The following is a 26,492-nucleotide window of genomic DNA, read 5'->3' as shown; positions in this document are numbered from 1 at the left end:
TTCTACCTAGCAGTGTTCAAGCATCAACCGCTTTTTGGGTCGACTTGAAGACACGAATTTTCTTGCCGTCTTCTACTTTGAAACCAACGCGATCAGCCTTGTTGGTTTCGCCGTTGAAAATGGCAACGTTGGAAGCGTGCAGTGGCGCTTCTTTTTCGACGATACCGCCTTGTACGCCCGACGCAGGGTTTGGCTTGGTATGACGCTTAACCAGGTTCAGACCACCAACGACCAGACGGTCATCAGCGAGAACCTTAAGCACCTTACCGCGCTTACCTTTGTCTTTGCCGGCGATCACGATGATCTCGTCGTCACGACGAATCTTTTGCATGTCGGATCTCCTTACAGCACTTCTGGGGCGAGCGAGACGATCTTCATGAACTTCTCAGTACGAAGTTCACGGGTCACTGGCCCAAAGATACGGGTGCCGATCGGCTCTTGCTTGTTGTTCAGAAGAACAGCAGCGTTGCCATCAAAGCGGATAATGGAGCCATCAGCACGGCGAACGCCGTGGCGAGTGCGGACTACAACAGCAGTCATCACTTGGCCTTTTTTCACTTTACCGCGAGGAATTGCTTCCTTCACGGTAACTTTGATGATGTCACCGATACCAGCGTAACGACGATGGGAGCCACCCAGCACCTTGATGCACATAACACGGCGAGCGCCGCTGTTATCGGCCACATCGAGCATGGATTGAGTCTGAATCATATAATTTCTCCGACCCCTAGTCCTTAGACTTCCACAGCGCGTTCGAGAACATCAACCAGCGCCCAAGACTTGGTCTTGGCCAAAGGACGAGTTTCACGAATAGTGACTTTGTCGCCGATGTGGCACTGATTGGTTTCGTCGTGCGCGTGCAGCTTAGTCGAACGCTTAACGTATTTACCGTAGATCGGGTGCTTAACGCGACGCTCGATCAGAACGGTGATGGTTTTGTCCATCTTGTCGCTGACAACACGGCCAGTCAGCGTACGGACAGTTTTTTCGGCTTCAGCCATGATTACTTACCTGCCTGCTGGTTAAGCACAGTCTTCACGCGAGCGATGTCACGTTTAACTTGCGAGAGCAGATGAGACTGCCCCAACTGGCCAGTTGCTTTCTGCATACGCAGATTGAACTGGTCGCGCAGCAGGCCGAGCAGTTGCTCGTTCAGCTGCTGTGCGGATTTTTCACGAAGTTCATTCGCTTTCATCACATCACCGTCCGTTTAACAAAGGCGGTGGCGAGCGGCAGCTTTGCAGCAGCCAGGGCAAAAGCCTCACGCGCCAGCTCTTCAGTTACACCCTCGATTTCATACAGGACTTTGCCTGGCTGAATCTGGGCAACCCAGTACTCCACACTACCCTTACCTTTACCCATCCGAACTTCGAGTGGCTTTTTGGAAATAGGCTTGTCCGGGAATACACGGATCCAGATCTTGCCGCCACGTTTAACGTGACGGGTCAGTGCACGACGCGCTGACTCGATCTGACGAGCGGTGAGACGACCACGAGCTACAGACTTCAGCGCATATTCGCCGAAGCTGACTTTGCTACCGCGCTGAGCCAAGCCACGGTTGTGGCCAGTCATCTGCTTGCGGAACTTCGTACGCTTTGGTTGCAACATTTGGCGTACCCCTTACTTAGCAGCTTTTTTACGAGGCGCTGGTGCTTGTGGTTTCAGTTCTTCTTGGCGACCACCAATTACTTCGCCTTTGAAGATCCAAACCTTTACACCGATCACACCATAAGTGGTGTGAGCTTCGTAGTTGGCATAGTCGATGTCGGCACGCAGGGTGTGCAGTGGCACACGACCTTCGCGATACCATTCAGTACGTGCGATTTCAGCACCGCCGAGACGACCGCTCACTTGGATTTTGATGCCTTTGGCACCAATGCGCATGGCGTTCTGTACAGCGCGCTTCATAGCGCGACGGAACATTACGCGACGCTCCAGCTGCTGAGCTACGCTCTGCGCAACCAACATACCGTCGAGTTCCGGCTTGCGGATTTCTTCGATATTGATGTGCACAGGCACACCCATTTGCTTGGTCAGGTCCTGACGCAGTTTCTCAACATCTTCACCTTTCTTCCCGATAACAATACCTGGACGAGCGGTGTGGATGGTGATACGTGCAGTCTGAGCCGGACGATGGATATCGATACGGCTTACGGACGCGCTTTTTAGTTTGTCTTGGAGATACTCGCGCACCTTCAGATCAGCGAACAAATAGTCCGCATAAGTCCGACCGTCTGCGTACCAGACGGAGGTGTGCTCCTTGACGATTCCCAGGCGAATGCCAATGGGATGTACTTTCTGACCCATCTCTTCGACTCCGTTACTTGTCAGCAACCTTGACAGTGATATGGCAAGACCGCTTGACGATGCGATCAGCACGGCCTTTGGCACGTGGCATGATTCGCTTCAGCGAACGCCCTTCGTTGACGAAAACGGTGCTGACTTTAAGGTCATCAACGTCTGCGCCTTCGTTATGCTCGGCGTTGGCTACGGCCGACTCCAGCACTTTCTTGATGATCTCGGCGGCTTTCTTACTGCTGAAAGCCAACAGGTTGAGCGCTTCGCCCACCTTCTTCCCGCGGATCTGGTCGGCGACCAAGCGGGCTTTCTGGGCGGAGATTCGAGCGCCCGACAACTTAGCGGCTACTTCCATCGTTCCTTACCCCTTAACGCTTGGCTTTCTTGTCTGCCACGTGCCCACGATATGTGCGGGTACCGGCAAACTCGCCTAGTTTGTGGCCGACCATGTCTTCGTTCACGAGAACTGGAACATGTTGACGACCGTTATGCACTGCAATGGTCAAACCGACCATTTGTGGCAGGATCATGGAACGGCGCGACCAGGTTTTAACTGGTTTGCGATCGTTCTTTTCCGCCGCCACTTCGATCTTCTTCAGTAGGTGAAGATCAATAAAAGGACCTTTTTTCAGAGAACGTGGCACTGTCGTATCCCTCTATTTACTTGCGACGACGGACGATCATTTTGTCGGTACGCTTATTACCACGAGTCTTCGCGCCCTTAGTCGGGAAGCCCCATGGCGATACCGGATGACGACCACCAGAGGTACGACCTTCACCACCACCATGTGGGTGGTCAACCGGGTTCATGGCAACACCACGAACGGTTGGGCGAACGCCACGCCAGCGTTTGGCACCAGCTTTACCCAGCGAACGCAGGCTGTGCTCGGAGTTCGAGACTTCACCCAGGGTCGCGCGGCATTCAGCCAGCACTTTACGCATCTCACCAGAACGCAGACGCAGGGTCACGTAGACACCTTCACGAGCGATCAGCTGAGCCGAAGCACCAGCGGAACGAGCGATTTGCGCGCCTTTACCTGGCTTCAATTCGATGCCGTGTACGGTGCTACCAACTGGAATGTTACGCAGTTGCAGAGCGTTGCCCGGCTTGATCGGTGCCAGAGCACCTGCGATCAGCTGGTCGCCAGCACTCACGCCTTTAGGGGCGATGATGTAGCGACGCTCGCCATCTGCGTACAGCAGCAGAGCGATGTGAGCAGTACGGTTTGGATCGTATTCAATACGCTCGACAGTGGCAGAGATGCCATCTTTGTCGTTGCGACGGAAATCGACCAGACGATAATGCTGCTTATGGCCACCACCGATGTGACGAGTGGTAATGCGACCATTGTTGTTACGACCACCAGTCTTCGATTTTTTCTCGAGCAGCGGTGCGTGAGGAGCGCCTTTATGGAGCTCCTGGTTGACCACCTTGACCACAAAACGGCGGCCAGGGGAAGTCGGTTTGCATTTAACGATTGCCATGATGCACCCCTTCCTTACTCAGCACTGCTGCTGAAATCGAGATCTTGGCCTGGCTGAAGGGAGATAACTGCCTTCTTCCAGTCATTACGCTTGCCCAGACCGCGAGCAGTGCGCTTGCTCTTACCCAGAACATTCAGGGTAGTAACACGCTCTACTTTCACGCTGAACAGGCTTTCGACGGCCTTCTTGATTTCCAGCTTGGTTGCGTCAGTTGCAACCTTGAAAACGAACTGGCCTTTCTTGTCAGCCAGAACCGTAGCCTTCTCGGAAACGTGCGGGCCAAGCAGAACTTTAAATACGCGTTCCTGGTTCATCCCAGCAGCTCCTCGAATTTCTTCACGGCCGACACGGTGATCAACACCTTGTCGTATGCGATCAGACTAACCGGATCGGAACCTTGCACGTCACGTACATCAACGTGTGGCAGGTTGCGAGCAGCCAGGTACAGGTTCTGATCAACCACTTCAGACACGATCAAGACGTCAGTCAGGCCCATGCCGGTCAGTTTGTTCAGCAGATCTTTGGTCTTCGGTGCATCAACAGCGAAGTCCTGAACCACAACCAGACGATCAGTACGCACCAGCTCAGCAAGGATGGAACGCATTGCTGCGCGATACATCTTCTTGTTCAGCTTCTGGGTGTGATCCTGAGGACGAGCTGCGAAAGTGGTACCGCCGCCACGCCAGATTGGGCTACGGATAGTACCGGCACGAGCACGGCCAGTACCTTTCTGACGCCATGGGCGCTTACCGCCACCACGAACGTCGGAACGGGTCTTTTGCTGCTTGCTACCTTGACGGCCGCCGGCCATGTAGGCCACGACTGCTTGGTGAACCAGCGTCTCGTTGAATTCGCCGCCAAATGTCAGTTCGGAAACTTCGATCGCTTGAGCGTCATTTACATTTAATTGCATGTCAGCTTCCCCTTAACCGCGAGCCTTGGCTGCTGGACGTACAACCAAGTTGCCGCCAGTAGCGCCAGGAACAGCGCCCTTGACCAACAACAGATTGCGTTCAGCGTCCACGCGCACTACTTCGAGGGACTGCACGGTCACGCGCTCAGCGCCCATATGACCGGACATTTTTTTGCCCTTGAATACACGACCAGGAGTCTGGCACTGGCCGATAGAGCCTGGAACGCGGTGGGACACGGAGTTACCGTGGGTATTATCTTGCCCGCGGAAGTTCCAACGCTTGATCGTACCCTGGAAGCCTTTACCCTTGGACTGACCGGTTACATCAACCAGTTGACCAGCGGCGAAGATTTCAGCGTTGATCAGATCGCCGGCCTGGTACTCGCCTTCTTCAAGACGGAATTCCATTACGGTACGACCAGCGGCAACGTTCGCTTTAGCGAAGTGGCCAGCTTGAGCAGCTGTAACACGCGAAGCACGACGCTCGCCTACAGTGACTTGCACTGCACGATAGCCATCGGTCTCTTCAGTTTTGAACTGGGTGACGCGATTCGGTTCGATCTCAATGACCGTGACCGGAATGGAGACACCTTCTTCGGTGAAAATACGGGTCATACCGCATTTACGACCGACTACACCAATAGTCATGTTGTAAACCTCATGAGTGTACGGGGCTTTCACCCGCTATGGCCGCCCATTTCAGAGCGTTACACGACTAAGACCGAGTCTTAGCCGAGGCTGATCTGCACTTCCACACCGGCCGCAAGATCAAGCTTCATAAGCGCATCAACGGTTTTATCCGTTGGCTGGACGATGTCCAGAACGCGCTTATGAGTACGGATCTCGTACTGGTCACGCGCGTCTTTGTTGACGTGCGGGGAGACCAGAACGGTGAACCGCTCTTTACGGGTAGGCAGTGGAATTGGACCACGCACTTGAGCACCAGTACGTTTCGCGGTTTCCACGATTTCCTGGGTGGATTGGTCGATCAGGCGATGGTCAAAAGCCTTCAACCTGATACGGATTTGCTGATTTTGCATTGGATTTCAGACTCCGGCTGCTATTCCCACCGAGCGCAATACGCCCGTTAAAAGGAGGCGCAATTCTATAGACGGGCCAACTGAGTGTCAACCCAATAAAAAAGCCCCCGCAAGCGGGGGCTTTTTCATCAATCAACGCTTAGGCGATGATTTTGGCTACGACGCCAGCGCCGACGGTACGACCGCCTTCACGAATAGCGAAACGCAGGCCATCTTCCATTGCGATGGTTTTGATCAGGGTGACAACCATTTTGATGTTGTCGCCCGGCATTACCATTTCAACGCCTTCCGGCAGTTCGCAGTTACCGGTCACGTCAGTGGTCCGGAAGTAGAACTGTGGACGGTAGCCTTTGAAGAACGGAGTGTGGCGACCGCCTTCTTCTTTGCTCAACACGTACACTTCAGCTTCGAAGGTAGTGTGCGGCTTAACCGAACCTGGCTTGACCAGAACCTGGCCACGCTCAACGTCGTCACGCTTGGTGCCGCGCAGCAGCACGCCGCAGTTCTCGCCAGCACGACCTTCGTCGAGCAGCTTACGGAACATTTCAACGCCGGTGCAGGTGGTGACAACGGTGTCACGCAGACCAACGATTTCCAGCGAATCCTGAACCTTGACGATACCGCGCTCGATACGGCCAGTTACAACAGTACCGCGACCGGAGATCGAGAATACGTCTTCGATTGGCATCAGGAACGGCTTGTCGATAACACGAACTGGATCTGGGATGTAGCTGTCCAGAGTCTCAACCAGTTTACGAACGGCAGTGGTGCCCATTTCGTTGTCGTCTTGGCCGTTCAGAGCCATCAGAGCCGAACCGATGATGATCGGAGTGTCGTCACCTGGGAAGTCGTAAGTGCTCAGCAGATCGCGCACTTCCATCTCAACCAGCTCCAGCAGCTCAGCGTCGTCAACCATGTCAGCCTTGTTCAGGAAGACAACGATGTACGGAACGCCAACCTGACGGGACAGCAGGATGTGCTCGCGGGTTTGTGGCATCGGACCATCAGCGGCCGAGCAAACCAGGATAGCGCCGTCCATCTGAGCAGCACCGGTGATCATGTTCTTCACATAGTCAGCGTGACCTGGGCAGTCAACGTGAGCGTAGTGACGGATCAGCGAGTTGTATTCAACGTGCGCGGTGTTGATGGTGATACCACGAGCCTTTTCTTCCGGAGCGCTGTCGATCTTGTCGAAAGCAACAACGGCCGAACCGAAAACTTCGGAGCAGACGCGAGTCAGAGCAGCGGTCAGCGTGGTTTTACCGTGGTCAACGTGACCGATGGTGCCAACGTTAACGTGCGGGAGGTCACGTACAAATTTTTCTTTAGCCACGACAATTAACTCCTAGCCTAAAGGGGCTGAATCAGCCTTGTTTTTTGGTAACAGTTTCGACGATATGCGACGGAGCTGTATTGTATTTTTTGAATTCCATAGAGTAGCTTGCGCGACCTTGGGACATGGAACGAACGTCGGTCGCATAACCGAACATTTCACCCAACGGAACTTCGGCACGAATCACTTTGCCGGAAACCGTGTCTTCCATACCCAGGATCATGCCGCGACGACGGTTAAGGTCGCCCATCACGTCACCCATATAGTCTTCAGGTGTAACAACCTCTACCGCCATGATCGGCTCAAGCAACTCACCACCGCCCTTCTGGGCCAGTTGCTTGGTCGCCATGGAAGCAGCCACCTTAAACGCCATCTCGTTGGAGTCGACGTCGTGGTAGGAACCATCAAACACGGTAGCCTTCAGGCCGATCAGCGGATAGCCGGCGACAACGCCGTTCTTCATCTGCTCTTCGATACCCTTCTGGATAGCCGGGATGTATTCCTTAGGAACCACACCACCCACTACTTCGTTCACGAATTGCAGACCTTCCTGACCTTCGTCAGCAGGCGCAAAACGAATCCAGCAGTGACCAAACTGGCCACGACCGCCGGATTGACGAACGAACTTACCTTCGATTTCACAGTTCTTCGTGATGCGCTCACGATAGGAAACCTGAGGCTTGCCGATGTTGGCTTCGACGTTGAACTCACGGCGCATCCGGTCAACCAGGATGTCCAGGTGCAACTCGCCCATGCCGGAGATGATCGTTTGACCAGTCTCTTCATCAGTCTTGACGCGGAAAGATGGATCTTCCTGAGCAAGTTTGCCCAGAGCGACACCCATTTTCTCCTGGTCGTCCTTGGTCTTAGGCTCTACGGCAACCGAAATAACCGGCTCCGGGAAGTCCATACGAACCAGGATGATTGGCTTGTCACCGTTGCACAAAGTTTCACCAGTGGTGACGTCCTTCATGCCGATCAAGGCCGCGATATCACCAGCGCGTACTTCCTTGATTTCTTCACGGGCGTTTGCGTGCATTTGCACCATACGACCCACGCGCTCTTTCTTGCCTTTGACCGAGTTGATCACGCCGTCGCCGGAGTTCAACACGCCCGAGTAAACACGGACGAAGGTCAAAGTACCCACGAATGGGTCGGTGGCAATTTTGAATGCCAGAGCGGAGAACGGCTCGCTGTCATCTGCATGACGCTCCAGCTCGATAGTCTCGTCATCCGGGTCAGTACCCTTGATGGCAGGAATATCGACAGGTGCAGGCAGGTAATCGATAACGGCGTCGAGAACCAGGGGAACACCCTTGTTCTTGAAGGAAGAACCGCAAACAGCCAGAACGATCTCACCAGCGATAGTACGCTGACGCAGAGCGGCCTTGATTTCCTCGTTGGTGAGTTCTTCACCTTCGAGGTACTTGTTCATCAGCTCTTCGCTGGCTTCGGCCGCAGCCTCAACCATATTGCCACGCCACTCGTCAGCCAATTCCTGCAGTTCAGCAGGGATAGGCTTGCGAACTGGAACCATGCCTTTGTCAGCGTCATTCCAGTAAACAGCTTCCATGGACATCAGATCGATCTGACCCTGGAAGTTGTCTTCGGAACCGATAGCCAACTGGATTGGCACCGGAGTGTGACCCAGACGCTGCTTGATCTGACCGATCACGCGCAGGAAGTTCGCACCAGCACGGTCCATCTTGTTTACGTAAACAAGACGTGGAACGCCGTATTTGTTGGCTTGACGCCATACGGTTTCCGACTGAGGCTCAACACCCGAGGTGCCGCAGAACACAACGACCGCGCCATCGAGTACACGCAGGGAACGTTCAACTTCAATAGTGAAGTCAACGTGACCCGGGGTATCAATAACGTTGAAGCGGTATTGGTCTTTGTGCTGCTTCTCGGAACCCTGCCAGAAGGCGGTAATAGCAGCAGAAGTAATGGTAATACCACGCTCCTGCTCCTGCACCATCCAGTCTGTGGTCGCGGCGCCGTCATGCACCTCGCCCATCTTGTGACTTTTGCCAGTGTAAAAAAGGACGCGCTCGGTGGTGGTGGTTTTACCAGCATCCACGTGAGCAACGATACCAATGTTACGGTAGCGATTAATCGGTGTAGTACGAGCCATAAAGCCCTCGCAAAATTAGTGACGCTAAAATTAGAAGCGGTAGTGCGAGAAAGCCTTGTTGGCTTCAGCCATACGGTGCACGTCTTCACGCTTCTTAACTGCAGCACCTTTACCTTCGGCAGCGTCCAACAGTTCGCCAGCCAAACGCAGAGCCATAGACTTCTCGCCGCGCTTGCGGGCGAAGTCTACCAACCAGCGCATTGCCAGGGCGTTACGACGGGACGGACGAACTTCAACCGGAACCTGGTAAGTAGCACCGCCTACACGGCGCGACTTTACTTCGACCAGCGGAGCGATGGCGTCGAGAGCTTTCTCGAAGATTTCCAGGGGGTCGCTGTTCTTGCGTTCTTTAACCTTCTCCAGCGCGCCATAAACGATACGCTCGGCAACGGCTTTCTTGCCGCTCTCCATTACGTGGTTCATGAACTTGGCCAGGATTTGGCTTCCGTATTTTGGATCGTCAAGCACTTCGCGCTTGGCTGCTACGCGTCTTCTTGGCATGGATAAGCCCTCAAACGGTCTTCAGGTTCGCTCGGAATCGGTGCCCTTTCGGGACGCCTCCGACCTTACTCTTATCGACTCAGAAAAATAGAAAATCAGTTTTTACAAAAAGCCACTACTACTTAGGCTTCTTGGTACCGTACTTCGAACGACCCTGGTTACGACCTTTAACGCCGGAAGTATCCAAAGAACCGCGTACGGTGTGGTAACGAACACCTGGCAAGTCTTTTACACGACCACCGCGGATCAGTACCACGCTGTGCTCTTGCAGGTTGTGGCCTTCACCACCGATGTACGAGGAAACCTCGAAACCGTTGGTCAGACGCACACGGCATACTTTACGCAGTGCCGAGTTAGGTTTTTTCGGCGTAGTGGTATACACACGGGTGCATACGCCACGACGTTGCGGGCAGTTCTGCAGCGCAGGCACGTCGGATTTCTCGACGATACGCTTACGCGGCTGACGTACCAGCTGGTTGATAGTTGCCATCTACTAGCTCCACTGTTGTCTTGCGACGCTATTGTCTTGCAAGAAAAGCAAAATGGCAGGAACGAATTCCCGCCAAATTTAGGGGTACAAGAGTCTAAAGAGGATCTTGCCCCCAGTCAAGGCAAGGCCCCGACCTCCCCACTCATCCAACCTCGACAAATTGTCTCGATTCGATGAACGGAATGGCCAGGGCCTTACGCTCATTTACCGCAGAACTCAGTTACCGCTCGAGTTCAGCGCTTCGGTCAGTGCAGCTTCCACTTCACTGGCGCTTACGCGCAACGGTTTGTCAGCATCACGGCGGCGCTTGCGCTCGCTGTGATAAGCCAGACCGGTACCAGCCGGGATCAGACGACCCACGACCACGTTTTCTTTCAGGCCGCGCAGGTAATCGCGCTTGCCGGTTACCGCCGCTTCGGTCAGTACGCGAGTGGTTTCCTGGAAGGAAGCCGCCGAGATGAACGATTCGGTGGACAACGACGCCTTGGTGATACCCAGCAGCACGCGAGTGAACTTGGAAACGAATTTCTCGTCGCCAGCCAGACGCTCGTTCTCTACCAGAACGTGAGTCAACTCCATCTGGTCGCCCTTGATGAAAGTCGAGTCGCCGGATTCAGCGATTTCAACCTTGCGCAACATCTGACGCAGGATGGTCTCGATGTGCTTGTCGTTGATTTTCACGCCTTGCAGACGATAAACGTCCTGAATCTCGTTCACGATGTACTTGGCCAGCGCACTCACACCCAGCAGACGCAGGATGTCGTGTGGATCGCTCGGGCCGTCGGAGATAACTTCGCCGCGGTTTACCTGTTCGCCTTCGAAGACGTTCAGGTGACGCCACTTCGGAATCAGCTCTTCGTACGGATCGGTGCCGTCGTTCGGAGTGATAACCAGACGGCGTTTGCCTTTGGTCTCTTTACCAAACGCGATGGTGCCGCTGACTTCAGCCAGAATCGAGGCTTCTTTCGGACGACGCGCTTCGAACAAGTCGGCAACACGTGGCAGACCACCGGTGATGTCACGGGTCTTCGAAGTCTCTTGCGGGATACGAGCGATAACATCACCGATCGCAATCTTCGCACCATCCGCTACACCAACCAGGGCGTTAGCAGGCAGGAAGTACTGAGCAATTACGTCAGTACCCGGCAGCAAGAGATCCTTGCCGTTGTCATCAACCATCTTCACCGCAGGACGGATATCTTTACCGGCAGCTGGACGATCTTTGGCGTCGAGTACTTCAATGTTGGTCATACCGGTCAATTCGTCAGTCTGACGCTTGATCGTGATGCCTTCTTCCATGCCCACGTAGGTCACGGTACCTTTCATTTCGGTAACGATTGGGTGAGTGTGCGGATCCCACTTGGCCACGATTGCGCCAGCGTCGACCTTGTCACCTTCTTTAACCGAAATCACAGCACCGTACGGCAGCTTGTAACGCTCGCGCTCACGACCGAAGTCATCAGCGATCGCCAGCTCACCGGAACGGGACACAGCAACCAGGCAACCATCTACTCGCTCAACGTGCTTCAGGTTGTGCAGACGGACGGTACCGCCATTCTTCACCTGAACGCTGTCGGCTGCGGAGGTCCGGCTTGCCGCACCACCGATGTGGAACGTACGCATGGTCAGCTGGGTACCCGGCTCACCGATGGACTGGGCAGCGATAACGCCGACCGCTTCACCGATGTTCACCTGGTGGCCACGAGCCAAGTCACGGCCGTAGCACTTGGCGCAAATGCCGTAGCGCGTTTCACAGCTGATCGGCGAACGCACGATCACTTCATCGATGCTGTTCAGCTCGATGAACTCAACCCACTTCTCATCTACCAGCGTGCCGGCAGGAACGATGATTTCCTCGGTACCTGGCTTGTACACGTCACGGGCAATAACACGACCCAATACGCGCTCACCCAACGGCTCAACAACGTCACCGCCTTCAATGTGCGGAGTCATTACCAGGCCATGTTCGGTGCCGCAATCGATCTCGGTTACTACCAGATCCTGCGCCACGTCTACCAGACGACGAGTCAGGTAACCGGAGTTCGCAGTTTTCAACGCGGTATCCGCCAAACCTTTACGAGCACCGTGAGTGGAGATGAAGTACTGAAGTACGCTCAAACCTTCACGGAAGTTCGCAGTAATCGGCGTTTCGATGATGGAACCGTCCGGCTTGGCCATCAGGCCACGCATACCGGCGAGCTGACGGATCTGCGCAGCAGAACCCCGTGCGCCCGAGTCGGCCATCATGTACATCGAGTTGAAGGATTCCTGGTCGACTTCGACGCCATGACGGTCGATGACTTTCTCTTTCGAGAGGTTGGCCATCATCGCCTTGGAAACTTCGTCGTTCGCCTTGGACCAAAGGTCGATCACTTTGTTGTACTTCTCGCCCTGGGTTACCAGGCCGGAGGCGTACTGACTTTCGATCTCTTTCACTTCATCAGTGGCAGCACTGATGATGCGGGCTTTTTCATCCGGGATAACGAAGTCGTTAACACCGATGGAAACGCCGGAAATGGTCGAATAGGCAAAACCGGTGTACATCAACTGGTCAGCGAAGATCACGGTCTCTTTCAAACCAACCACGCGGTAGCACTGGTTGATCAGCTTGGAGATCGCCTTTTTCTTCATCGGCTGGTTGACGACGTCGTACGACAGGCCAGGTGGAACAACCTGGAACAACAGCGCACGGCCGACAGTGGTGTCGACAATACGGGTGTTCTTGACGCTGCCGCCATCACGATCGTTGACGGTTTCGTTGATCCGCACTTTGACCTTGGCGTGCAGTGCGGCTTCGCCAGCACGGAACACACGGTCAACTTCTTGCAGATCCGCGAACACACGACCTTCGCCCTTGGCGTTGATCGCTTCACGAGTCATGTAGTACAGACCCAATACAACGTCCTGCGACGGAACGATGATTGGCTCACCGTTGGCTGGCGACAGAATGTTGTTGGTCGACATCATCAACGCACGCGCTTCCAACTGGGCTTCCAGTGTCAGCGGTACGTGCACGGCCATTTGGTCGCCGTCGAAGTCGGCGTTGTACGCAGCACAGACCAGAGGGTGCAGCTGGATAGCTTTACCTTCGATCAGTACCGGTTCAAACGCCTGGATACCCAGACGGTGAAGGGTCGGTGCACGGTTGAGGAGAACCGGGTGTTCGCGGATTACTTCAGCGAGAACGTCCCAAACCTCTGGCAACTCGCGCTCAACCATCTTCTTGGCAGCTTTGATGGTGGTAGCGAGACCACGCATTTCCAGCTTGCCGAAAATGAACGGCTTGAACAGCTCGAGAGCCATCTTCTTCGGCAGACCGCACTGGTGCAGACGCAGGGTCGGACCTACGGTAATTACCGAACGACCAGAGTAGTCAACACGCTTACCGAGCAAGTTCTGACGGAAACGACCTTGTTTACCCTTGATCATGTCAGCCAGGGATTTCAAAGGACGCTTGTTGGAACCGGTGATAGCGCGGCCACGACGACCGTTGTCGAGCAATGCGTCGACGGCTTCCTGCAACATACGCTTTTCGTTGCGCACGATGATGTCCGGAGCGGACAGATCAAGCAGGCGCTTCAAGCGGTTGTTACGGTTGATCACTCGACGATACAGATCGTTGAGGTCGGAAGTCGCGAAGCGACCGCCATCCAGCGGGACCAGTGGACGCAGATCTGGCGGCAGAACCGGCAGAACGGTCAGCACCATCCATTCTGGAAGGTTGCCGGAACCCTGGAAGGCTTCCATCAACTTCAGACGCTTGGACAGCTTCTTGATTTTGGTTTCGGAGTTGGTTTGCGGAATTTCTTCACGCAGACGGCCAATCTCGTGTTCCAGGTCGATAGCGTGCAACAGTTCACGGACAGCTTCGGCACCCATGCGGGCATCGAAATCGTCGCCGAACTCTTCCAGCGCTTCGAAATACTGCTCGTCGTTGAGCAACTGACCTTTTTCAAGGGTGGTCATGCCTGGATCGATAACGACATAGCTCTCGAAGTAGAGAACGCGTTCGATATCACGCAGGGTCATGTCCATCAGCAAGCCGATACGGGACGGCAGCGATTTCAGGAACCAGATGTGGGCAACTGGCGAGGCCAGTTCGATGTGTGCCATGCGCTCACGACGAACTTTAGCCAGTGCAACTTCAACGCCGCACTTCTCGCAAATCACGCCACGATGCTTCAAGCGCTTGTACTTACCGCACAGGCACTCGTAATCCTTTACCGGGCCAAAGATCTTGGCGCAGAACAGGCCGTCACGCTCAGGTTTGAACGTACGGTAGTTGATGGTTTCCGGCTTTTTAACTTCACCGAACGACCACGAACGGATCATCTCAGGCGATGCCAATCCAATACGGATGGCGTCGAACTCTTCGACTTGACCCTGGTTTTTCAGCAAATTCAGTAGGTCTTTCAAGGCCTTTCCTCCTGGCGGAGCAGAGAGCGGGCAATCCTGCCCCGCTCTCGATTCGCGTCACGTGTTATTCGGTTTCCAGATCGATATCGATGCCGAGGGAACGAATTTCCTTGATCAACACGTTGAAAGACTCGGGCATGCCCGGCTCCATACGGTGATCGCCATCCACGATGTTTTTGTACATCTTGGTACGGCCGTTCACATCGTCCGACTTCACTGTGAGCATTTCTTGCAGAGTGTAAGCAGCACCGTATGCTTCCAGTGCCCAGACCTCCATCTCCCCGAAACGCTGACCACCGAACTGCGCCTTACCACCCAGCGGCTGCTGGGTAACCAGGCTGTACGAACCAGTAGAACGAGCGTGCATCTTGTCGTCTACCAAGTGGTTCAGCTTCAGCATGTACATGTAGCCAACAGTAACCGGGCGCTCGAACTTGTTGCCGGTACGGCCGTCGGTCAGCTGCATCTGGCCGCTTTCTGGCAGATCTGCCAGTTTCAGCATGGCCTTGATTTCGCTTTCCTTGGCGCCGTCGAACACTGGAGTGGCCATTGGAACACCGCCACGCAGGTTCTTCGCCAGATCCAGGATTTCCTGGTCGGAGAAGCTATCCAGATCCTCGTTACGACCGCCGATCTGGTTGTAGATCTCGTCGAGGAATTTACGAAGCTCAGCGACTTTGCGCTGCTCTTCGATCATCCGGTTGATCTTCTCGCCCAGACCTTTAGCCGCGAGGCCGAGGTGGGTTTCAAGGATCTGACCAACGTTCATACGCGAAGGTACGCCCAACGGGTTGAGGACGACGTCGACCGGGGTGCCATTGGCATCGTGCGGCATGTCTTCAACCGGCATGATCACGGAGACCACACCTTTGTTACCGTGACGACCGGCCATCTTGTCGCCCGGCTGGATGCGGCGACGGATTGCCAGGTAAACCTTGACGATTTTCAGCACGCCTGGAGCCAGGTCATCGCCCTGCTGCAGTTTGCGCTTCTTGTCTTCGAACTTGTCGTCCAGCAGACGGCGGCGATCAACGATGTAGGCCTGAGCCTTCTCGAGCTGCTCGTTCAGAGCATCTTCAGCCATGCGCAGTTTGAACCACTGACCATGCTCAAGACCGTCGAGAACTTCGTCGGTGATTTCCTGACCTTTCTTCAGACCGGCGCCGCCTTCGGCTTTGTGGCCGACCAGAGCGGAACGCAGACGTTCGAAAGTGGCGCCTTCAACGATACGGAACTCTTCGTTCAGGTCCTTGCGGATCTCGTCGAGTTGAGTCTTCTCGATCGACAGTGCACGAGCATCACGCTCAACGCCGTCGCGGGTGAAGACCTGTACGTCGATGACGGTACCCTTGGTGCCGGTAGGCACGCGCAGGGAGGTGTCTTTAACGTCGCTGGCTTTTTCACCGAAGATGGCACGCAGCAGTTTTTCTTCCGGAGTCAGTTGAGTCTCGCCTTTCGGAGTGACCTTACCAACCAGGATGTCGCCTGCGCCAACTTCAGCACCTACGTAAACGATACCCGCTTCGTCCAGCTTGTTCAGTGCAGCCTCACCCACGTTCGGGATGTCTGCAGTGATTTCCTCTGGCCCAAGCTTGGTGTCACGTGCCACACAGGTCAGTTCCTGAATGTGGATCGTGGTAAAGCGGTCTTCTTGAACAACTCGTTCCGACAGGCAGATGGAGTCTTCGAAGTTGTAACCGTTCCAGGCCATGAACGCGATGCGCATGTTCTGACCCAGCGCCAGTTCACCCATGTCGGTGGACGGGCCATCAGCCATGATGTCGCTACGCTGAACCCGATCACCTTTACGCACCAGCGGACGCTGGTTGATGCAGGTGTTCTGGTTGGAGCGGGTGTATTTGGTCAGGTTGTAGATGTCGACACCAGCTTCACCGGTTTCAACTTCATCATCAGCAACACGAACCACGATACGGCTGGCGTCGACGGAATCGATAACGCCACCACGACGAGCCACGACGCAAACGCCGGAGTCACGAGCTACGTTACGCTCCATGCCAGTACCGACCAGCGGCTTGTCAGCGCGCAGGGTTGGTACAGCTTGACGCTGCATGTTCGAACCCATCAACGCACGGTTGGCGTCATCGTGCTCGAGGAACGGGATCAGCGACGCTGCAACCGAAACTACCTGCTTCGGAGAAACGTCCATCAAGGTGACGTCTTCCGGCGCCTTGACGGTGAACTCGTTCAAGTGACGAACAGCTACCAGCTCGTCGATCAGCATTTTCTTGTCGTTCATCGTGGCCGAAGCCTGAGCGATCACGTGATCAGCTTCTTCGATGGCGGACAGGAACACGATCTCGTCGGTGACCAGAGCGTCTTTCACCACACGGTACGGGCTTTCGAGGAAGCCGTACTGGTTGGTGCGCGCATAAGCGGCCAGGGAGTTGATCAGACCGATGTTCGGACCTTCCGGCGTTTCAATCGGGCATACACGACCGTAGTGAGTCGGGTGTACGTCACGAACTTCAAAGCCAGCACGTTCACGAGTCAAACCGCCAGGGCCGAGTGCAGAAACACGACGCTTGTGGGTGATCTCGGACAACGGGTTGTTCTGGTCCATGAACTGGGAAAGCTGGCTGGAACCGAAGAACTCTTTCACCGCCGCAGCCACTGGCTTGGCGTTGATCAGGTCTTGCGGCATCAGGCCTTCGCTTTCAGCCATCGACAGACGCTCTTTGACCGCACGCTCAACACGTACCAGGCCAACGCGGAACTGGTTCTCGGCCATTTCGCCTACGCAGCGAACACGACGGTTACCCAGGTGGTCGATGTCATCGACGATGCCTTTACCGTTACGGATGTCGACCAGAGTCTTCAGCACCGCAACGATGTCTTCTTTGCACAGCACGCCCGAACCTTCGATCTCGGTACGACCGATACGACGGTTGAACTTCATCCGGCCGACCGCAGACAGGTCATAGCGCTCAGGACTGAAGAACAGGTTGTTGAACAGAGTCTCGGCAGCGTCTTTGGTTGGCGGCTCGCCTGGACGCATCATGCGATAGATCTCGACCAGCGCTTCCAATTGGTTGCTGGTGGAGTCGATCTTCAGAGTGTCAGAGACGAACGGACCGCAGTCGATATCGTTGGTGTACAGAGTTTCGATGCGAACAACCTGGGACTTGGCGATTTTTGCCAGGATCTCGGTGTTCAGCTCGGTGTTGCACTCTGCCAGGATTTCGCCGGTTGCCGGATGCACGATGACCTTGGCGGTAGTGCGACCCAGGACGTAGTCCAGAGGCACTTGCAGCTCTTTGATCCCGGCTTTTTCCAGCTGGTTGATGTGGCGAGCAGTGATACGACGACCTTGCTCGACAATAACCTTGCCTTTGTCATCCAGGATATCTAGGACAGCAATTTCACCACGCAGGCGGTGAGGCACCAGTTCCAGGCTGAGGTTTTCACCTTGCACGTGGAAGACGTTGGTGGTGTAGAACGCGTCGAGCACTTCTTCAGTGGTATAGCCGAGCGCGCGCAGCAGTACCGATGCAGGCAGCTTGCGACGACGGTCGATACGCACGAATACGCAGTCTTTCGGGTCGAACTCAAAGTCCAACCACGAACCGCGGTAAGGAATGATCCGCGCCGAATACAACAGTTTGCCGGAGCTGTGCGTCTTGCCACGGTCGTGGTCGAAGAACACGCCCGGGGAACGGTGCAGCTGGGAAACGATTACACGCTCGGTACCGTTGATTACAAAGGTACCGTTCTCAGTCATCAGGGGGATTTCACCCATGTAGACTTCTTGCTCTTTGATGTCCTTGATCGCTTTGTTCGACGATTCTTTGTCGAAAATGATCAGGCGCACTTTTACCCGCAAAGGTACGGCGTAAGTTACACCGCGCAATACGCATTCTTTGACATCAAATGCCGGTTCGCCCAGGCGATAACCGACGTACTCCAGCGCAGCATTGCCGGAGTAGCTGATGATCGGGAAAACGGATTTGAAGGCCGCATGCAGGCCCACGTCGCGGAACTGATCTTTAGTCGCTCCCGCTTGCAAGAATTCACGATACGAATCCAGCTGGATGGCCAGGAGGTACGGCACATCCATGACGTCCGGCAACTTGCTAAAGTCCTTGCGGATACGTTTTTTCTCAGTATATGAGTAAGCCATCAGCGTTCCCCAGCTTGGTCACCTGCTTGTTTGGCCCCTCCCGACGGGAGCAGCCAGAAAATCGTGCAAACCCCATGGTTTGCGCCACCGCATCGGGTGGTTACAGCTCGTTATCAACACCGACCCAGTCGGCTGCCAATAACGGAAAAAGGCCGGTGGCAAGAGCCACCAGCCATCAGCCTTTCGCTTAACGCTCGGGCTGGAGACGCAAAGTCGATGCTTACTTCAGCTCGACTTTAGCGCCTGCTTCTTCCAGAGTGGCTTTTGCTTTGTCAGCTGCGTCTTTCGAAACAGCTTCCAGAACGACGCCAGGAGCGCCGTCAACTACAGCCTTGGCTTCTTTCAGGCCCAGACCGGTCAGTTCACGTACTGCCTTGATCACGTTAACTTTCTTCTCGCCAGCTTCCAGCAGCATGACGTTGAATTCAGTTTGTTCTTCAACAACGGCAGCGACAGCAGCTGGACCAGCGGAAGCAGCGGCAGCGGAAACGCCGAACTTCTCTTCCATGGCCTTGATCAGCTCAACGATTTCCAGAACGGATTTTTCGCCGATTGCTTCGATGATTTGGTCGTTAGTCAGAGACATGACTATAAATTCCTGTATTGGGGTGACAGCCTACGCGGCCATCGAAATAAACAATAAACGCTGAAAGGAGTCGCTCAGCCTTAGGCTGCGGCAGCTTCTTTCTGGTCGCGAAGAGCCGCCAGAGTACGAGCCAATTTGCTGGTTGCGCCTTGAATCACGCTCATCAGCTGAGAAATTGCTTCGTCACGGGTCGGCAGGCTTGCCAGTACGTCGATCTGATTAGCTGCGAGGAACTTGCCCTCGAACGCAGCTGCCTTGATCTCGAACTTATCCTGACCTTTTGCGAACTCTTTGAAGATACGAGCAGCAGCGCCCGGATGTTCTTTGGAGAATGCAATCAAGGTCGGGCCGGTGAACACGTCGTTGAGCACGTCATATTGAGTGCCAGCAACGGCGCGCTTGAGCAGAGTGTTACGTACAACACGTACGTAAACGCCAGCTTCACGAGCCTCTTTACGGAGTCCGGTCATAGCGCCTACTGTTACGCCACGGGCATCAGCCACGACAGCGGACAGAGCAACTTGGGCAGCCTTGTTGACTTCAGCGACGATGGCCTTCTTGTCTTCAAGTTTAATTGCCACGGGAAAAACTCCTGCTTGTTACCGTTTCATCCAACCGAGGCCAGATGTCGTTTTGGTGTCTGATTCGGTAAGGAACCGGGAGCACCATCTGCGTAGGCTTGAGGTTTAAGACTTGCGTCGCCTACGGTCTTGGATAGCCCCCGCCAGGCAGGGACCCCAATCTTCCAATTGGCGCAATCGCTTGCGCCAACCTTGTGTCTTACGCGTCGAGCGAGCCTTGGTCGATGACCAGGCCTGGACCCATGGTGGTGCTCAGGGTAACGCGCTTGACGTAAATACCTTTCGAGGAAGCTGGCTTGATACGCTTCAGATCAGCGATCAGCGCTTCAACGTTTTCTTTCAGCTTGACGGCGTCGAAACCAACCTTGCCAACGGAGGTGTGGATGATGCCGTTTTTGTCGGTGCGATAACGAACCTGACCAGCCTTGGCGTTCTTAACCGCGGTAGCTACGTCTGGCGTTACGGTGCCGACTTTAGGGTTAGGCATCAGGCCACGTGGGCCCAGGATCTGACCCAACTGACCAACAACGCGCATTGCATCCGGGGATGCGATAACTACGTCATAGTTCAGGTCGCCGCCTTTCATTTCGGCAGCCAGATCGTCCATACCTACACGGTCAGCGCCGGCAGCCAAAGCGGCCTCAGCAGCTGGACCCTGGGTGAACACAGCAACGCGAACGGTCTTGCCAGTGCCGTGTGGCAGCACAGTAGCGCTACGAACGACCTGGTCGGATTTACGCGGGTCAACACCCAAGTTTACAGCAACGTCAAACGACTCGCTGAACTTGACGGTCGACAGCTCAGCCAGCAAAGCAGCAGCGTCTACAAAGTTGTAGGACTTGCCTGCTTCGATTTTGCCGGCGATAGCCTTTTGACGCTTGGTCAACTTAGCCATTACACACCCTCCACGTTAAGGCCCATGCTACGAGCAGAACCGGCGATAGTACGCACGGCCGCGTCCATATCAGCTGCAGTCAGATCCGCGTTTTTGGTTTTCGCGATTTCTTCCAGCTGAGCACGGGTAACGGTGCCAACCTTAACGGTGTTCGGACGAGCGGAACCGCTAGTCAGACCAGCAGCTTTCTTCAGCAGAACCGAAGCAGGTGTGGACTTGGTTTCGAAAGTGAAGCTACGGTCGCTGTAGACAGTGATGATCACTGGAGTCGGCAGACCTGGCTCAATACCCTGAGTACGGGCGTTGAAAGCCTTGCAGAATTCCATGATGTTCACGCCGTGCTGACCCAGAGCAGGACCAACAGGTGGGCTTGGGTTAGCCTGAGCGGCCTTCACTTGCAGCTTGATGTAAGCGGTAATCTTCTTGGCCATGAGGCACTCCAATTACGGGTTCGAACGCCTCGAAAGGCTCCCCGGTTACTTGCGCGTTTATCCCAGTGACGACAAAACCCCACAGCCTAGGGCTGCGGGGTTGGGATGCTTGCTCAGCTAGACTTTTTCGACCTGGCTGAACTCTAGCTCTACCGGAGTAGAGCGACCGAAAATGAGCACTGCCACTTGGATCCGGCTCTTCTCGTAGTTAACTTCTTCGACCGTGCCAGTAAAGTCGGCAAACGGACCGTCATTGACACGCACCGACTCACCTGGCTCGAACAACGTCTTCGGCTTCGGCTTGTCGCTACCATCAGCAACGCGACGCAGAATCGCTTCTGCCTCTTTATCTGTGATAGGTGCAGGCTTATCAGCAGTACCGCCGATAAAACCCATCACCCGAGGAGTATCCTTGACCAAGTGCCAGGTACCCTCATTCATGTCCATCTGAACCAGCACATAACCTGGGAAGAACTTGCGCTCGCTTTTGCGTTTCTGGCCATTACGCATTTCAACCACTTCTTCAGTGGGAACCAGAATTTCGCCAAAGCCATCTTCCATGCCAGCCAGCTTTACGCGCTCTACCAACGAGCGCATGACATGCTTCTCGTAACCCGAGTAAGCATGCACAACGTACCAACGCTTAGCCACGGGACACCCTTAGCCGACAATCAAGGAAACAAGCCAGCCGAGCAGGGAATCAAGCCCCCACAACAGCAACGCCATAACCAGTACAACAGCCACAACGATCAACGTGGTCTGCGTGGTTTCTTGGCGAGTTGGCCATACGACTTTACGAATCTCGGTACGAGCTTCCTTAACCAGTACAAAGAAAGACTTGCCCTTGACTGTTTGCAGGCCTACAAAGGCAGCTACAGCAGCAATGGCGAGCAAAGCTAGTACGCGGTACAGGATCGGCGAAGCAGAGTAATACTGATTGCCAACAACGCCAACAACCACCAAAGCGACTACTACTAGCCACTTGAGCAGATCGAAGCGAGAGCCTTGAGCTTCAGCTTTAGGAGTCATCTATGAAGATCCTGTGAAAAGAAAGCCAGACACACCAAGTGAATCTGGCAGGTCAGGAGGGAATCGAACCCCCAACCTACGGTTTTGGAGACCGTCGCTCTGCCAATTGAGCTACTGACCTAAAACAAAATCAGGCCGACCATTATGCCGGCCCGAAAAAGACATTACAACAACTTACTCGATGACTTTAGCTACGACACCAGCGCCGACGGTACGACCGCCCTCACGGATAGCGAAGCGAAGCCCATCTTCCATCGCGATGGTTTTGATCAGGGTGACAGTCATCTGAACGTTGTCACCAGGCATTACCATTTCAACGCCTTCTGGCAATTCGCAGTTACCGGTCACGTCCGTGGTACGGAAGTAGAACTGCGGACGGTAACCCTTGAAGAACGGAGTATGACGACCGCCTTCTTCCTTGCTCAGAACGTAAACTTCTGCAGTGAACTTGGTGTGCGGCTTGACAGTACCCGGCTTGACCAGAACCTGGCCACGCTCAACATCATCACGCTTGGTACCACGCAGCAATACGCCGCAGTTCTCGCCGGCACGACCTTCGTCGAGCAGCTTGCGGAACATCTCAACACCAGTGCAAGTAGTTTTGACAGTGTCACGAAGACCAACAATCTCAACTTCTTCCTGAATGCGGACAATGCCACGCTCAACACGACCAGTCACAACAGTACCGCGACCGGAGATCGAGAAAACATCCTCAATCGGCATCAGGAACGGCTTATCAATAGCACGCTCAGGCTGCGGAATGTAGCTATCCAGAGTCTCGACCAACTTCTTGACGGCAGTAGTGCCCATCTCGTTGTCATCTTGACCATTCAGCGCCATCAGCGCCGAACCAATGATGATCGGAGTGTCATCACCTGGGAAATCGTAAGCGCTCAGCAGGTCGCGCACTTCCATCTCAACCAGTTCCAGCAACTCAGCATCATCAACCATGTCAGCCTTATTCAGGAAGACAACGATGTACGGGACGCCAACCTGACGAGACAGAAGGATGTGCTCACGGGTTTGCGGCATCGGACCATCAGCGGCCGAGCAAACCAGAATCGCGCCATCCATCTGGGCAGCACCGGTAATCATGTTTTTTACGTAGTCAGCGTGACCTGGACAGTCAACATGTGCGTAGTGACGCACAGCCGAATCGTACTCAACGTGAGCGGTGTTGATGGTAATACCACGAGCTTTTTCTTCAGGGGCGCTATCGATCTTGTCGAAGTCAACCTTTGCCGAACCGAAAACTTCGGAACAGACGCGGGTCAAAGCAGCAGTCAGAGTGGTTTTACCGTGATCGACGTGACCAATGGTACCAACGTTGACGTGTGGCTTATTACGTTCGAACTTTTCCTTAGCCATCAAAATCACCCCTAGGAGAAGAATTGAGCAGGTCAAACAAGCCATTAAAACAAAGGCAGATATTTTCATATCTGCCTTGTTATATGGAGCTCTTGAGCGGATTTGAACCGCTGACCTCACCCTTCCCAAGGGTGTGCTCTACCAACTGAGCTACAAGAGCGTAACGCTATGCAGGATCTGCAAACTTGGAGCGGGTAGCGGGAATCGAACCCGCATCATCAGCTTGGAAGGCTGAGGTTCTACCACTAAACTATACCCGCGAGCTTGCAGCTCTCGCTAAAAATGGTGGAGGGGGAAGGATTCGAACCTTCGAAGTCGTAGACGTCAGATTTACAGTCTGATCCCTTTGGCCGCTCGGGAACCCCTCCTAAGCGAGCCGGCATTCTATATCATGCCAGCCTTCTGTCAAGCATTTTCTCATTAAAAACCTGAGGTTAGCTGCGTTGACATCACTTTGCGGTATTAACCATTAAAGGTCTTCACTGCGAAGCGGGCGCCATTCTATGCAAACTATTCGGCGGGTGCAACCCCCTCGCACGGCATTATTTTATGTTTTAACTCATTGAATTCTCTTGAAAGGTTTTTCAGCTGCGAGTCATCCAGCCAACGCCGGCTTTCTGGTGCCACACGCACCCAGTAACCATCAGACCCGGCGGGGGGCCTCAGCAAGGACTCGAACTTGATTTCCATGCCACTCAATCGCCGCTCAACCGCCTGAGCCGCTTCCTGACGAGCAAAACCGCCCAGATAAAGGCAACCATCGCCTGCCTGGGTAGACTTTCCTCTATCACGAGCCGCATCAGCTGTCTCACTCAACAAGCGAATATCCTGCTGCGCCCCCCTATACAAACTCAAAGGGGTTACATCCTTCGCACGCAGAGGAGCCTCTTGTTGGTGCCAGATGTAATAGAACACATTGAGAACAAGCAGCAGCAGAAACAACCAACGCATAAAAACCTCAGGACAAGGGGCACGCCATAGCCAAACCTACAAACACCAGATCAGGAACAACCCTGGCCTCAGGCACGATCTCGGAAACCAGGTTTGCATCTCCTCCAGTGAGGAACACAGCAAAATCATCCCCCCAATAGCTCCGCGCCAACTCTAGCTGCGTCAGGACAAAGCCTCTCAGCATCAACGAGCATCCCCGCTCGACCGCTTCGACAGTTGTCCGACCAGGAACGAGACTTTCCATAGCGCGCTCGGCTGCTAGATCGCCATAACGAATTCTACGGGTGTGGGTACGCAATTGGTTTCGCATCAGAGGCATTCCCGGGCATATAAATCCTCCGAGGTGCTCTCCATCCCTAGAGATGAAGTCCGCAGTAACTGCCGTACCAAAATCAAGCACAAGGCACGCACCCGAAGCCAGTTGGAATCCCCCAAGCATCGCCAGCCAACGGTCGAGCCCTAACCGCTCGAACTCCTCATAACCATTACGAACCCCGGACATTTCGCGGGAGGGCGCTGCACATACCACCGACACACCAAAAGCTTCTGTCAGCAGAGAAATCAGTGCACTGGTTTCATCGGTAGTCCTGACACTGACCAACCGACAAAACTTGAGAGTGAGACCCTTGAGCGTTTTCAAGCTCTCCAACAAAGCGAGATCCGAATCAACGACGCCCTCGCCAACCACCCGCCGAACATCCGCGTCGAGCACACGCCACTTGATAAAACTGTTTCCGCAGTCGAGCTCAAGAATCATCACGCAACCTCAGACTGAGCTCACCACCACTAAAGACTTTTTCCACACCACCCACCTTCAAGCGCAGAGCACCCTGACTATCAATACCCAGCACTTCGCCTTCTATATGGTTAACACCTGCGATCAACGAAACGGCCCGCCCCTGCCAGAGATGATTTTGCTCCCACTCTGCCTGGATAGCTGAAAATCCGTCGACTTGATGACGACACAGATATGCCTGGAGCATCGCGCCCAACTCCCCGACCAAGTGATTTCGATCAAACACCTTGCCCGACTCTAGCCGCATGGACGTCCACTGCTGATCTACCTCATCGGTAATCTGCATGTTCACATTAATTCCCACACCCAGCACAACGTGACACACATCAGCAGGATCTCCCACCAACTCGAGCAATATCCCGGCGATCTTCTTCTGACCAACCAGAACATCATTGGGCCACTTCAATCCAGCCCCCGAAATACCAAGCTCACGGAGGGCCTGCATGACGGCGAGCCCAACAACTAGACTCAAGCCTTCCAGCTGACGCATCCCACCTTCAATACGCAGCACGAGGCTGTAATAGATGTTTTCCGCGAATGGACTCGCCCATTTACGTCCACGCCGCCCGCGACCTGCAGTTTGTCGTTCGGCAAGCACCAGAAAGGGTGCCGCCTGCCCCCGCTCTATGGCACGCAAAGCCTCGGCATTAGTGGAGTCAATTGAATCAAAAACCAGGATGGGCCAATCACAAGAAGGCGCCCGCTCTTTTATCTCGACAGGATCAAGCAGCGTTAATGGCGCAGCCAGTTGATATCCGCGACCCCGCACCTTATGAATGGATAATCCCAGCTCAGCTTCTAAATGCTGAAGCTGCTTCCAAACGGCACTACGACTGATACCCAAGGCGACACCCAGGGCCTGACCCGAATGGAATCGGCCATCCTTAAGAAGCTTTAACAATGTCAGCATGCAAGTCTCGCCTCACAATGAGGCCCGCATGATAGCCATGCCCCGCGCCATTGCATAGAAACCCTACAGGTCAGTTTTCCTGCGGACAAAACAAAACCCCTACCTGCATACGCAGATAGGGGTTTCGGAATTTAATCTTGACGATGACCTACTCTCACATGGGGAAACCCCACACTACCATCGGCGATGCATCG

General features: G+C 54.4%; 29 protein-coding genes and 4 tRNA genes. All 33 read right to left on the bottom strand.

Going from position 1 to position 26,492, the window contains the following annotated elements; all coding sequences use genetic code 11:
* Nucleotides 1-16: 16 nt before the first annotated feature.
* Nucleotides 17-331 (bottom strand): 50S ribosomal protein L24, encoded by a 315-nt coding sequence (gene rplX / locus WLY71_RS06400; protein WP_033059465.1) that lies wholly within the window; start codon nucleotides 329-331, stop codon nucleotides 17-19.
* Nucleotides 332-342: 11 nt separating this feature from the next.
* Entirely contained in the window at nucleotides 343-711 is a 369-nt protein-coding gene (gene rplN / locus WLY71_RS06395) for a 50S ribosomal protein L14 (protein ID WP_002555479.1), read from the bottom strand.
* Nucleotides 712-734: 23 nt separating this feature from the next.
* Entirely contained in the window at nucleotides 735-1,001 is a 267-nt protein-coding gene (rpsQ, locus tag WLY71_RS06390; RefSeq protein ID WP_003176419.1) for a 30S ribosomal protein S17, read from the bottom strand.
* Between the two features lie 2 nt (nucleotides 1,002-1,003).
* Nucleotides 1,004-1,195, bottom strand: a complete 192-nt coding sequence (rpmC, locus tag WLY71_RS06385; protein WP_002555481.1) for a 50S ribosomal protein L29 — start codon at nucleotides 1,193-1,195, stop codon at nucleotides 1,004-1,006.
* On the bottom strand, nucleotides 1,195-1,608 hold the full coding sequence (gene rplP / locus WLY71_RS06380) for a 50S ribosomal protein L16 (RefSeq protein WP_045057467.1): 414 nt from the start codon (nucleotides 1,606-1,608) through the stop codon (nucleotides 1,195-1,197). Before rplP ends, rpmC begins: the two co-directional genes overlap by 1 nt.
* 12 nt (nucleotides 1,609-1,620) lie before the next feature.
* Nucleotides 1,621-2,307, bottom strand: coding sequence for a 30S ribosomal protein S3 (rpsC, locus tag WLY71_RS06375; RefSeq protein ID WP_003176422.1), 687 nt, complete (start codon nucleotides 2,305-2,307; stop codon nucleotides 1,621-1,623).
* 13 nt (nucleotides 2,308-2,320) lie between these two features.
* Complete coding sequence (rplV, locus tag WLY71_RS06370) at nucleotides 2,321-2,653, bottom strand: 50S ribosomal protein L22 (protein ID WP_003210077.1); 333 nt, start codon at nucleotides 2,651-2,653, stop codon at nucleotides 2,321-2,323.
* Between the two features lie 13 nt (nucleotides 2,654-2,666).
* A complete protein-coding gene (gene rpsS, locus WLY71_RS06365) occupies nucleotides 2,667-2,942 on the bottom strand; it encodes a 30S ribosomal protein S19 (RefSeq protein ID WP_002555486.1) in 276 nt (91 codons plus the stop codon).
* 16 nt (nucleotides 2,943-2,958) lie between these two features.
* The gene (gene rplB, locus WLY71_RS06360) at nucleotides 2,959-3,783 is read right to left on the bottom strand and encodes a 50S ribosomal protein L2 (protein ID WP_003176423.1); all 825 of its coding nucleotides are present in this window, start codon (nucleotides 3,781-3,783) and stop codon (nucleotides 2,959-2,961) included.
* Between the two features lie 14 nt (nucleotides 3,784-3,797).
* Nucleotides 3,798-4,097, bottom strand: coding sequence for a 50S ribosomal protein L23 (rplW, locus tag WLY71_RS06355; RefSeq protein WP_002555488.1), 300 nt, complete (start codon nucleotides 4,095-4,097; stop codon nucleotides 3,798-3,800).
* Nucleotides 4,094-4,696, bottom strand: coding sequence for a 50S ribosomal protein L4 (gene rplD, locus WLY71_RS06350; RefSeq protein ID WP_007896707.1), 603 nt, complete (start codon nucleotides 4,694-4,696; stop codon nucleotides 4,094-4,096). Before rplD ends, rplW begins: the two co-directional genes overlap by 4 nt.
* Before the next feature lie 12 nt (nucleotides 4,697-4,708).
* The gene (rplC, locus tag WLY71_RS06345) at nucleotides 4,709-5,344 is read right to left on the bottom strand and encodes a 50S ribosomal protein L3 (RefSeq protein ID WP_003186059.1); all 636 of its coding nucleotides are present in this window, start codon (nucleotides 5,342-5,344) and stop codon (nucleotides 4,709-4,711) included.
* A gap of 80 nt (nucleotides 5,345-5,424) precedes the next feature.
* Nucleotides 5,425-5,736, bottom strand: coding sequence for a 30S ribosomal protein S10 (rpsJ, locus tag WLY71_RS06340; protein WP_003186070.1), 312 nt, complete (start codon nucleotides 5,734-5,736; stop codon nucleotides 5,425-5,427).
* Between the two features lie 139 nt (nucleotides 5,737-5,875).
* Nucleotides 5,876-7,069 (bottom strand): elongation factor Tu, encoded by a 1,194-nt coding sequence (gene tuf / locus WLY71_RS06335; protein ID WP_201190746.1) that lies wholly within the window; start codon nucleotides 7,067-7,069, stop codon nucleotides 5,876-5,878.
* Nucleotides 7,070-7,100: 31 nt separating this feature from the next.
* Nucleotides 7,101-9,206, bottom strand: a complete 2,106-nt coding sequence (fusA, locus tag WLY71_RS06330; RefSeq protein WP_347802910.1) for an elongation factor G — start codon at nucleotides 9,204-9,206, stop codon at nucleotides 7,101-7,103.
* A gap of 30 nt (nucleotides 9,207-9,236) precedes the next feature.
* Nucleotides 9,237-9,707, bottom strand: a complete 471-nt coding sequence (rpsG, locus tag WLY71_RS06325) for a 30S ribosomal protein S7 (protein WP_002555493.1) — start codon at nucleotides 9,705-9,707, stop codon at nucleotides 9,237-9,239.
* Between the two features lie 118 nt (nucleotides 9,708-9,825).
* Nucleotides 9,826-10,197 (bottom strand): 30S ribosomal protein S12, encoded by a 372-nt coding sequence (gene rpsL / locus WLY71_RS06320; RefSeq protein WP_002555494.1) that lies wholly within the window; start codon nucleotides 10,195-10,197, stop codon nucleotides 9,826-9,828.
* Between the two features lie 216 nt (nucleotides 10,198-10,413).
* Complete coding sequence (gene rpoC / locus WLY71_RS06315; protein WP_347802909.1) at nucleotides 10,414-14,613, bottom strand: DNA-directed RNA polymerase subunit beta'; 4,200 nt, start codon at nucleotides 14,611-14,613, stop codon at nucleotides 10,414-10,416.
* A gap of 64 nt (nucleotides 14,614-14,677) precedes the next feature.
* Nucleotides 14,678-18,751, bottom strand: a complete 4,074-nt coding sequence (gene rpoB / locus WLY71_RS06310) for a DNA-directed RNA polymerase subunit beta (protein ID WP_095131480.1) — start codon at nucleotides 18,749-18,751, stop codon at nucleotides 14,678-14,680.
* Nucleotides 18,752-18,971: 220 nt separating this feature from the next.
* The gene (gene rplL, locus WLY71_RS06305; RefSeq protein ID WP_008145490.1) at nucleotides 18,972-19,337 is read right to left on the bottom strand and encodes a 50S ribosomal protein L7/L12; all 366 of its coding nucleotides are present in this window, start codon (nucleotides 19,335-19,337) and stop codon (nucleotides 18,972-18,974) included.
* Nucleotides 19,338-19,417: 80 nt separating this feature from the next.
* A complete protein-coding gene (gene rplJ / locus WLY71_RS06300; RefSeq protein WP_010467255.1) occupies nucleotides 19,418-19,918 on the bottom strand; it encodes a 50S ribosomal protein L10 in 501 nt (166 codons plus the stop codon).
* A gap of 199 nt (nucleotides 19,919-20,117) precedes the next feature.
* Nucleotides 20,118-20,813 (bottom strand): 50S ribosomal protein L1, encoded by a 696-nt coding sequence (gene rplA, locus WLY71_RS06295; protein WP_007896626.1) that lies wholly within the window; start codon nucleotides 20,811-20,813, stop codon nucleotides 20,118-20,120.
* The gene (gene rplK, locus WLY71_RS06290; protein WP_003210097.1) at nucleotides 20,813-21,244 is read right to left on the bottom strand and encodes a 50S ribosomal protein L11; all 432 of its coding nucleotides are present in this window, start codon (nucleotides 21,242-21,244) and stop codon (nucleotides 20,813-20,815) included. Before rplK ends, rplA begins: the two co-directional genes overlap by 1 nt.
* Before the next feature lie 117 nt (nucleotides 21,245-21,361).
* Nucleotides 21,362-21,895: a transcription termination/antitermination protein NusG gene (nusG, locus tag WLY71_RS06285; RefSeq protein ID WP_007896622.1), complete on the bottom strand. Its 534-nt coding sequence runs from the start codon at nucleotides 21,893-21,895 to the stop codon at nucleotides 21,362-21,364.
* Nucleotides 21,896-21,904: 9 nt separating this feature from the next.
* Complete coding sequence (secE, locus tag WLY71_RS06280) at nucleotides 21,905-22,273, bottom strand: preprotein translocase subunit SecE (protein ID WP_008145488.1); 369 nt, start codon at nucleotides 22,271-22,273, stop codon at nucleotides 21,905-21,907.
* Nucleotides 22,274-22,318: 45 nt separating this feature from the next.
* A tRNA-Trp gene (locus tag WLY71_RS06275) sits at nucleotides 22,319-22,394 on the bottom strand.
* Nucleotides 22,395-22,447: 53 nt separating this feature from the next.
* A complete protein-coding gene (gene tuf / locus WLY71_RS06270; RefSeq protein WP_019693885.1) occupies nucleotides 22,448-23,641 on the bottom strand; it encodes an elongation factor Tu in 1,194 nt (397 codons plus the stop codon).
* Between the two features lie 84 nt (nucleotides 23,642-23,725).
* Nucleotides 23,726-23,801, bottom strand: a tRNA-Pro gene (locus tag WLY71_RS06265).
* Nucleotides 23,802-23,827: 26 nt separating this feature from the next.
* Nucleotides 23,828-23,901 (bottom strand) — tRNA-Gly (locus tag WLY71_RS06260).
* A gap of 23 nt (nucleotides 23,902-23,924) precedes the next feature.
* Nucleotides 23,925-24,009 (bottom strand) — tRNA-Tyr (locus WLY71_RS06255).
* 142 nt (nucleotides 24,010-24,151) lie between these two features.
* The gene (locus WLY71_RS06250) at nucleotides 24,152-24,592 is read right to left on the bottom strand and encodes a hypothetical protein (RefSeq protein WP_347802908.1); all 441 of its coding nucleotides are present in this window, start codon (nucleotides 24,590-24,592) and stop codon (nucleotides 24,152-24,154) included.
* A gap of 7 nt (nucleotides 24,593-24,599) precedes the next feature.
* Nucleotides 24,600-25,349 (bottom strand): pantothenate kinase, encoded by a 750-nt coding sequence (locus WLY71_RS06245; protein ID WP_347802907.1) that lies wholly within the window; start codon nucleotides 25,347-25,349, stop codon nucleotides 24,600-24,602.
* Nucleotides 25,339-26,298: a bifunctional biotin--[acetyl-CoA-carboxylase] ligase/biotin operon repressor BirA gene (gene birA / locus WLY71_RS06240; protein WP_347802906.1), complete on the bottom strand. Its 960-nt coding sequence runs from the start codon at nucleotides 26,296-26,298 to the stop codon at nucleotides 25,339-25,341. Before birA ends, WLY71_RS06245 begins: the two co-directional genes overlap by 11 nt.
* Nucleotides 26,299-26,492: the final 194 nt, after the last annotated feature.

This window comes from Pseudomonas rossensis (assembly GCF_039888995.1).
GTDB lineage: Bacteria > Pseudomonadota > Gammaproteobacteria > Pseudomonadales > Pseudomonadaceae > Aquipseudomonas > Aquipseudomonas rossensis.
The sequence above is the reverse complement of the archived record's forward strand: the minus strand, read 5'-3'. Positions and strand labels throughout refer to the sequence as shown.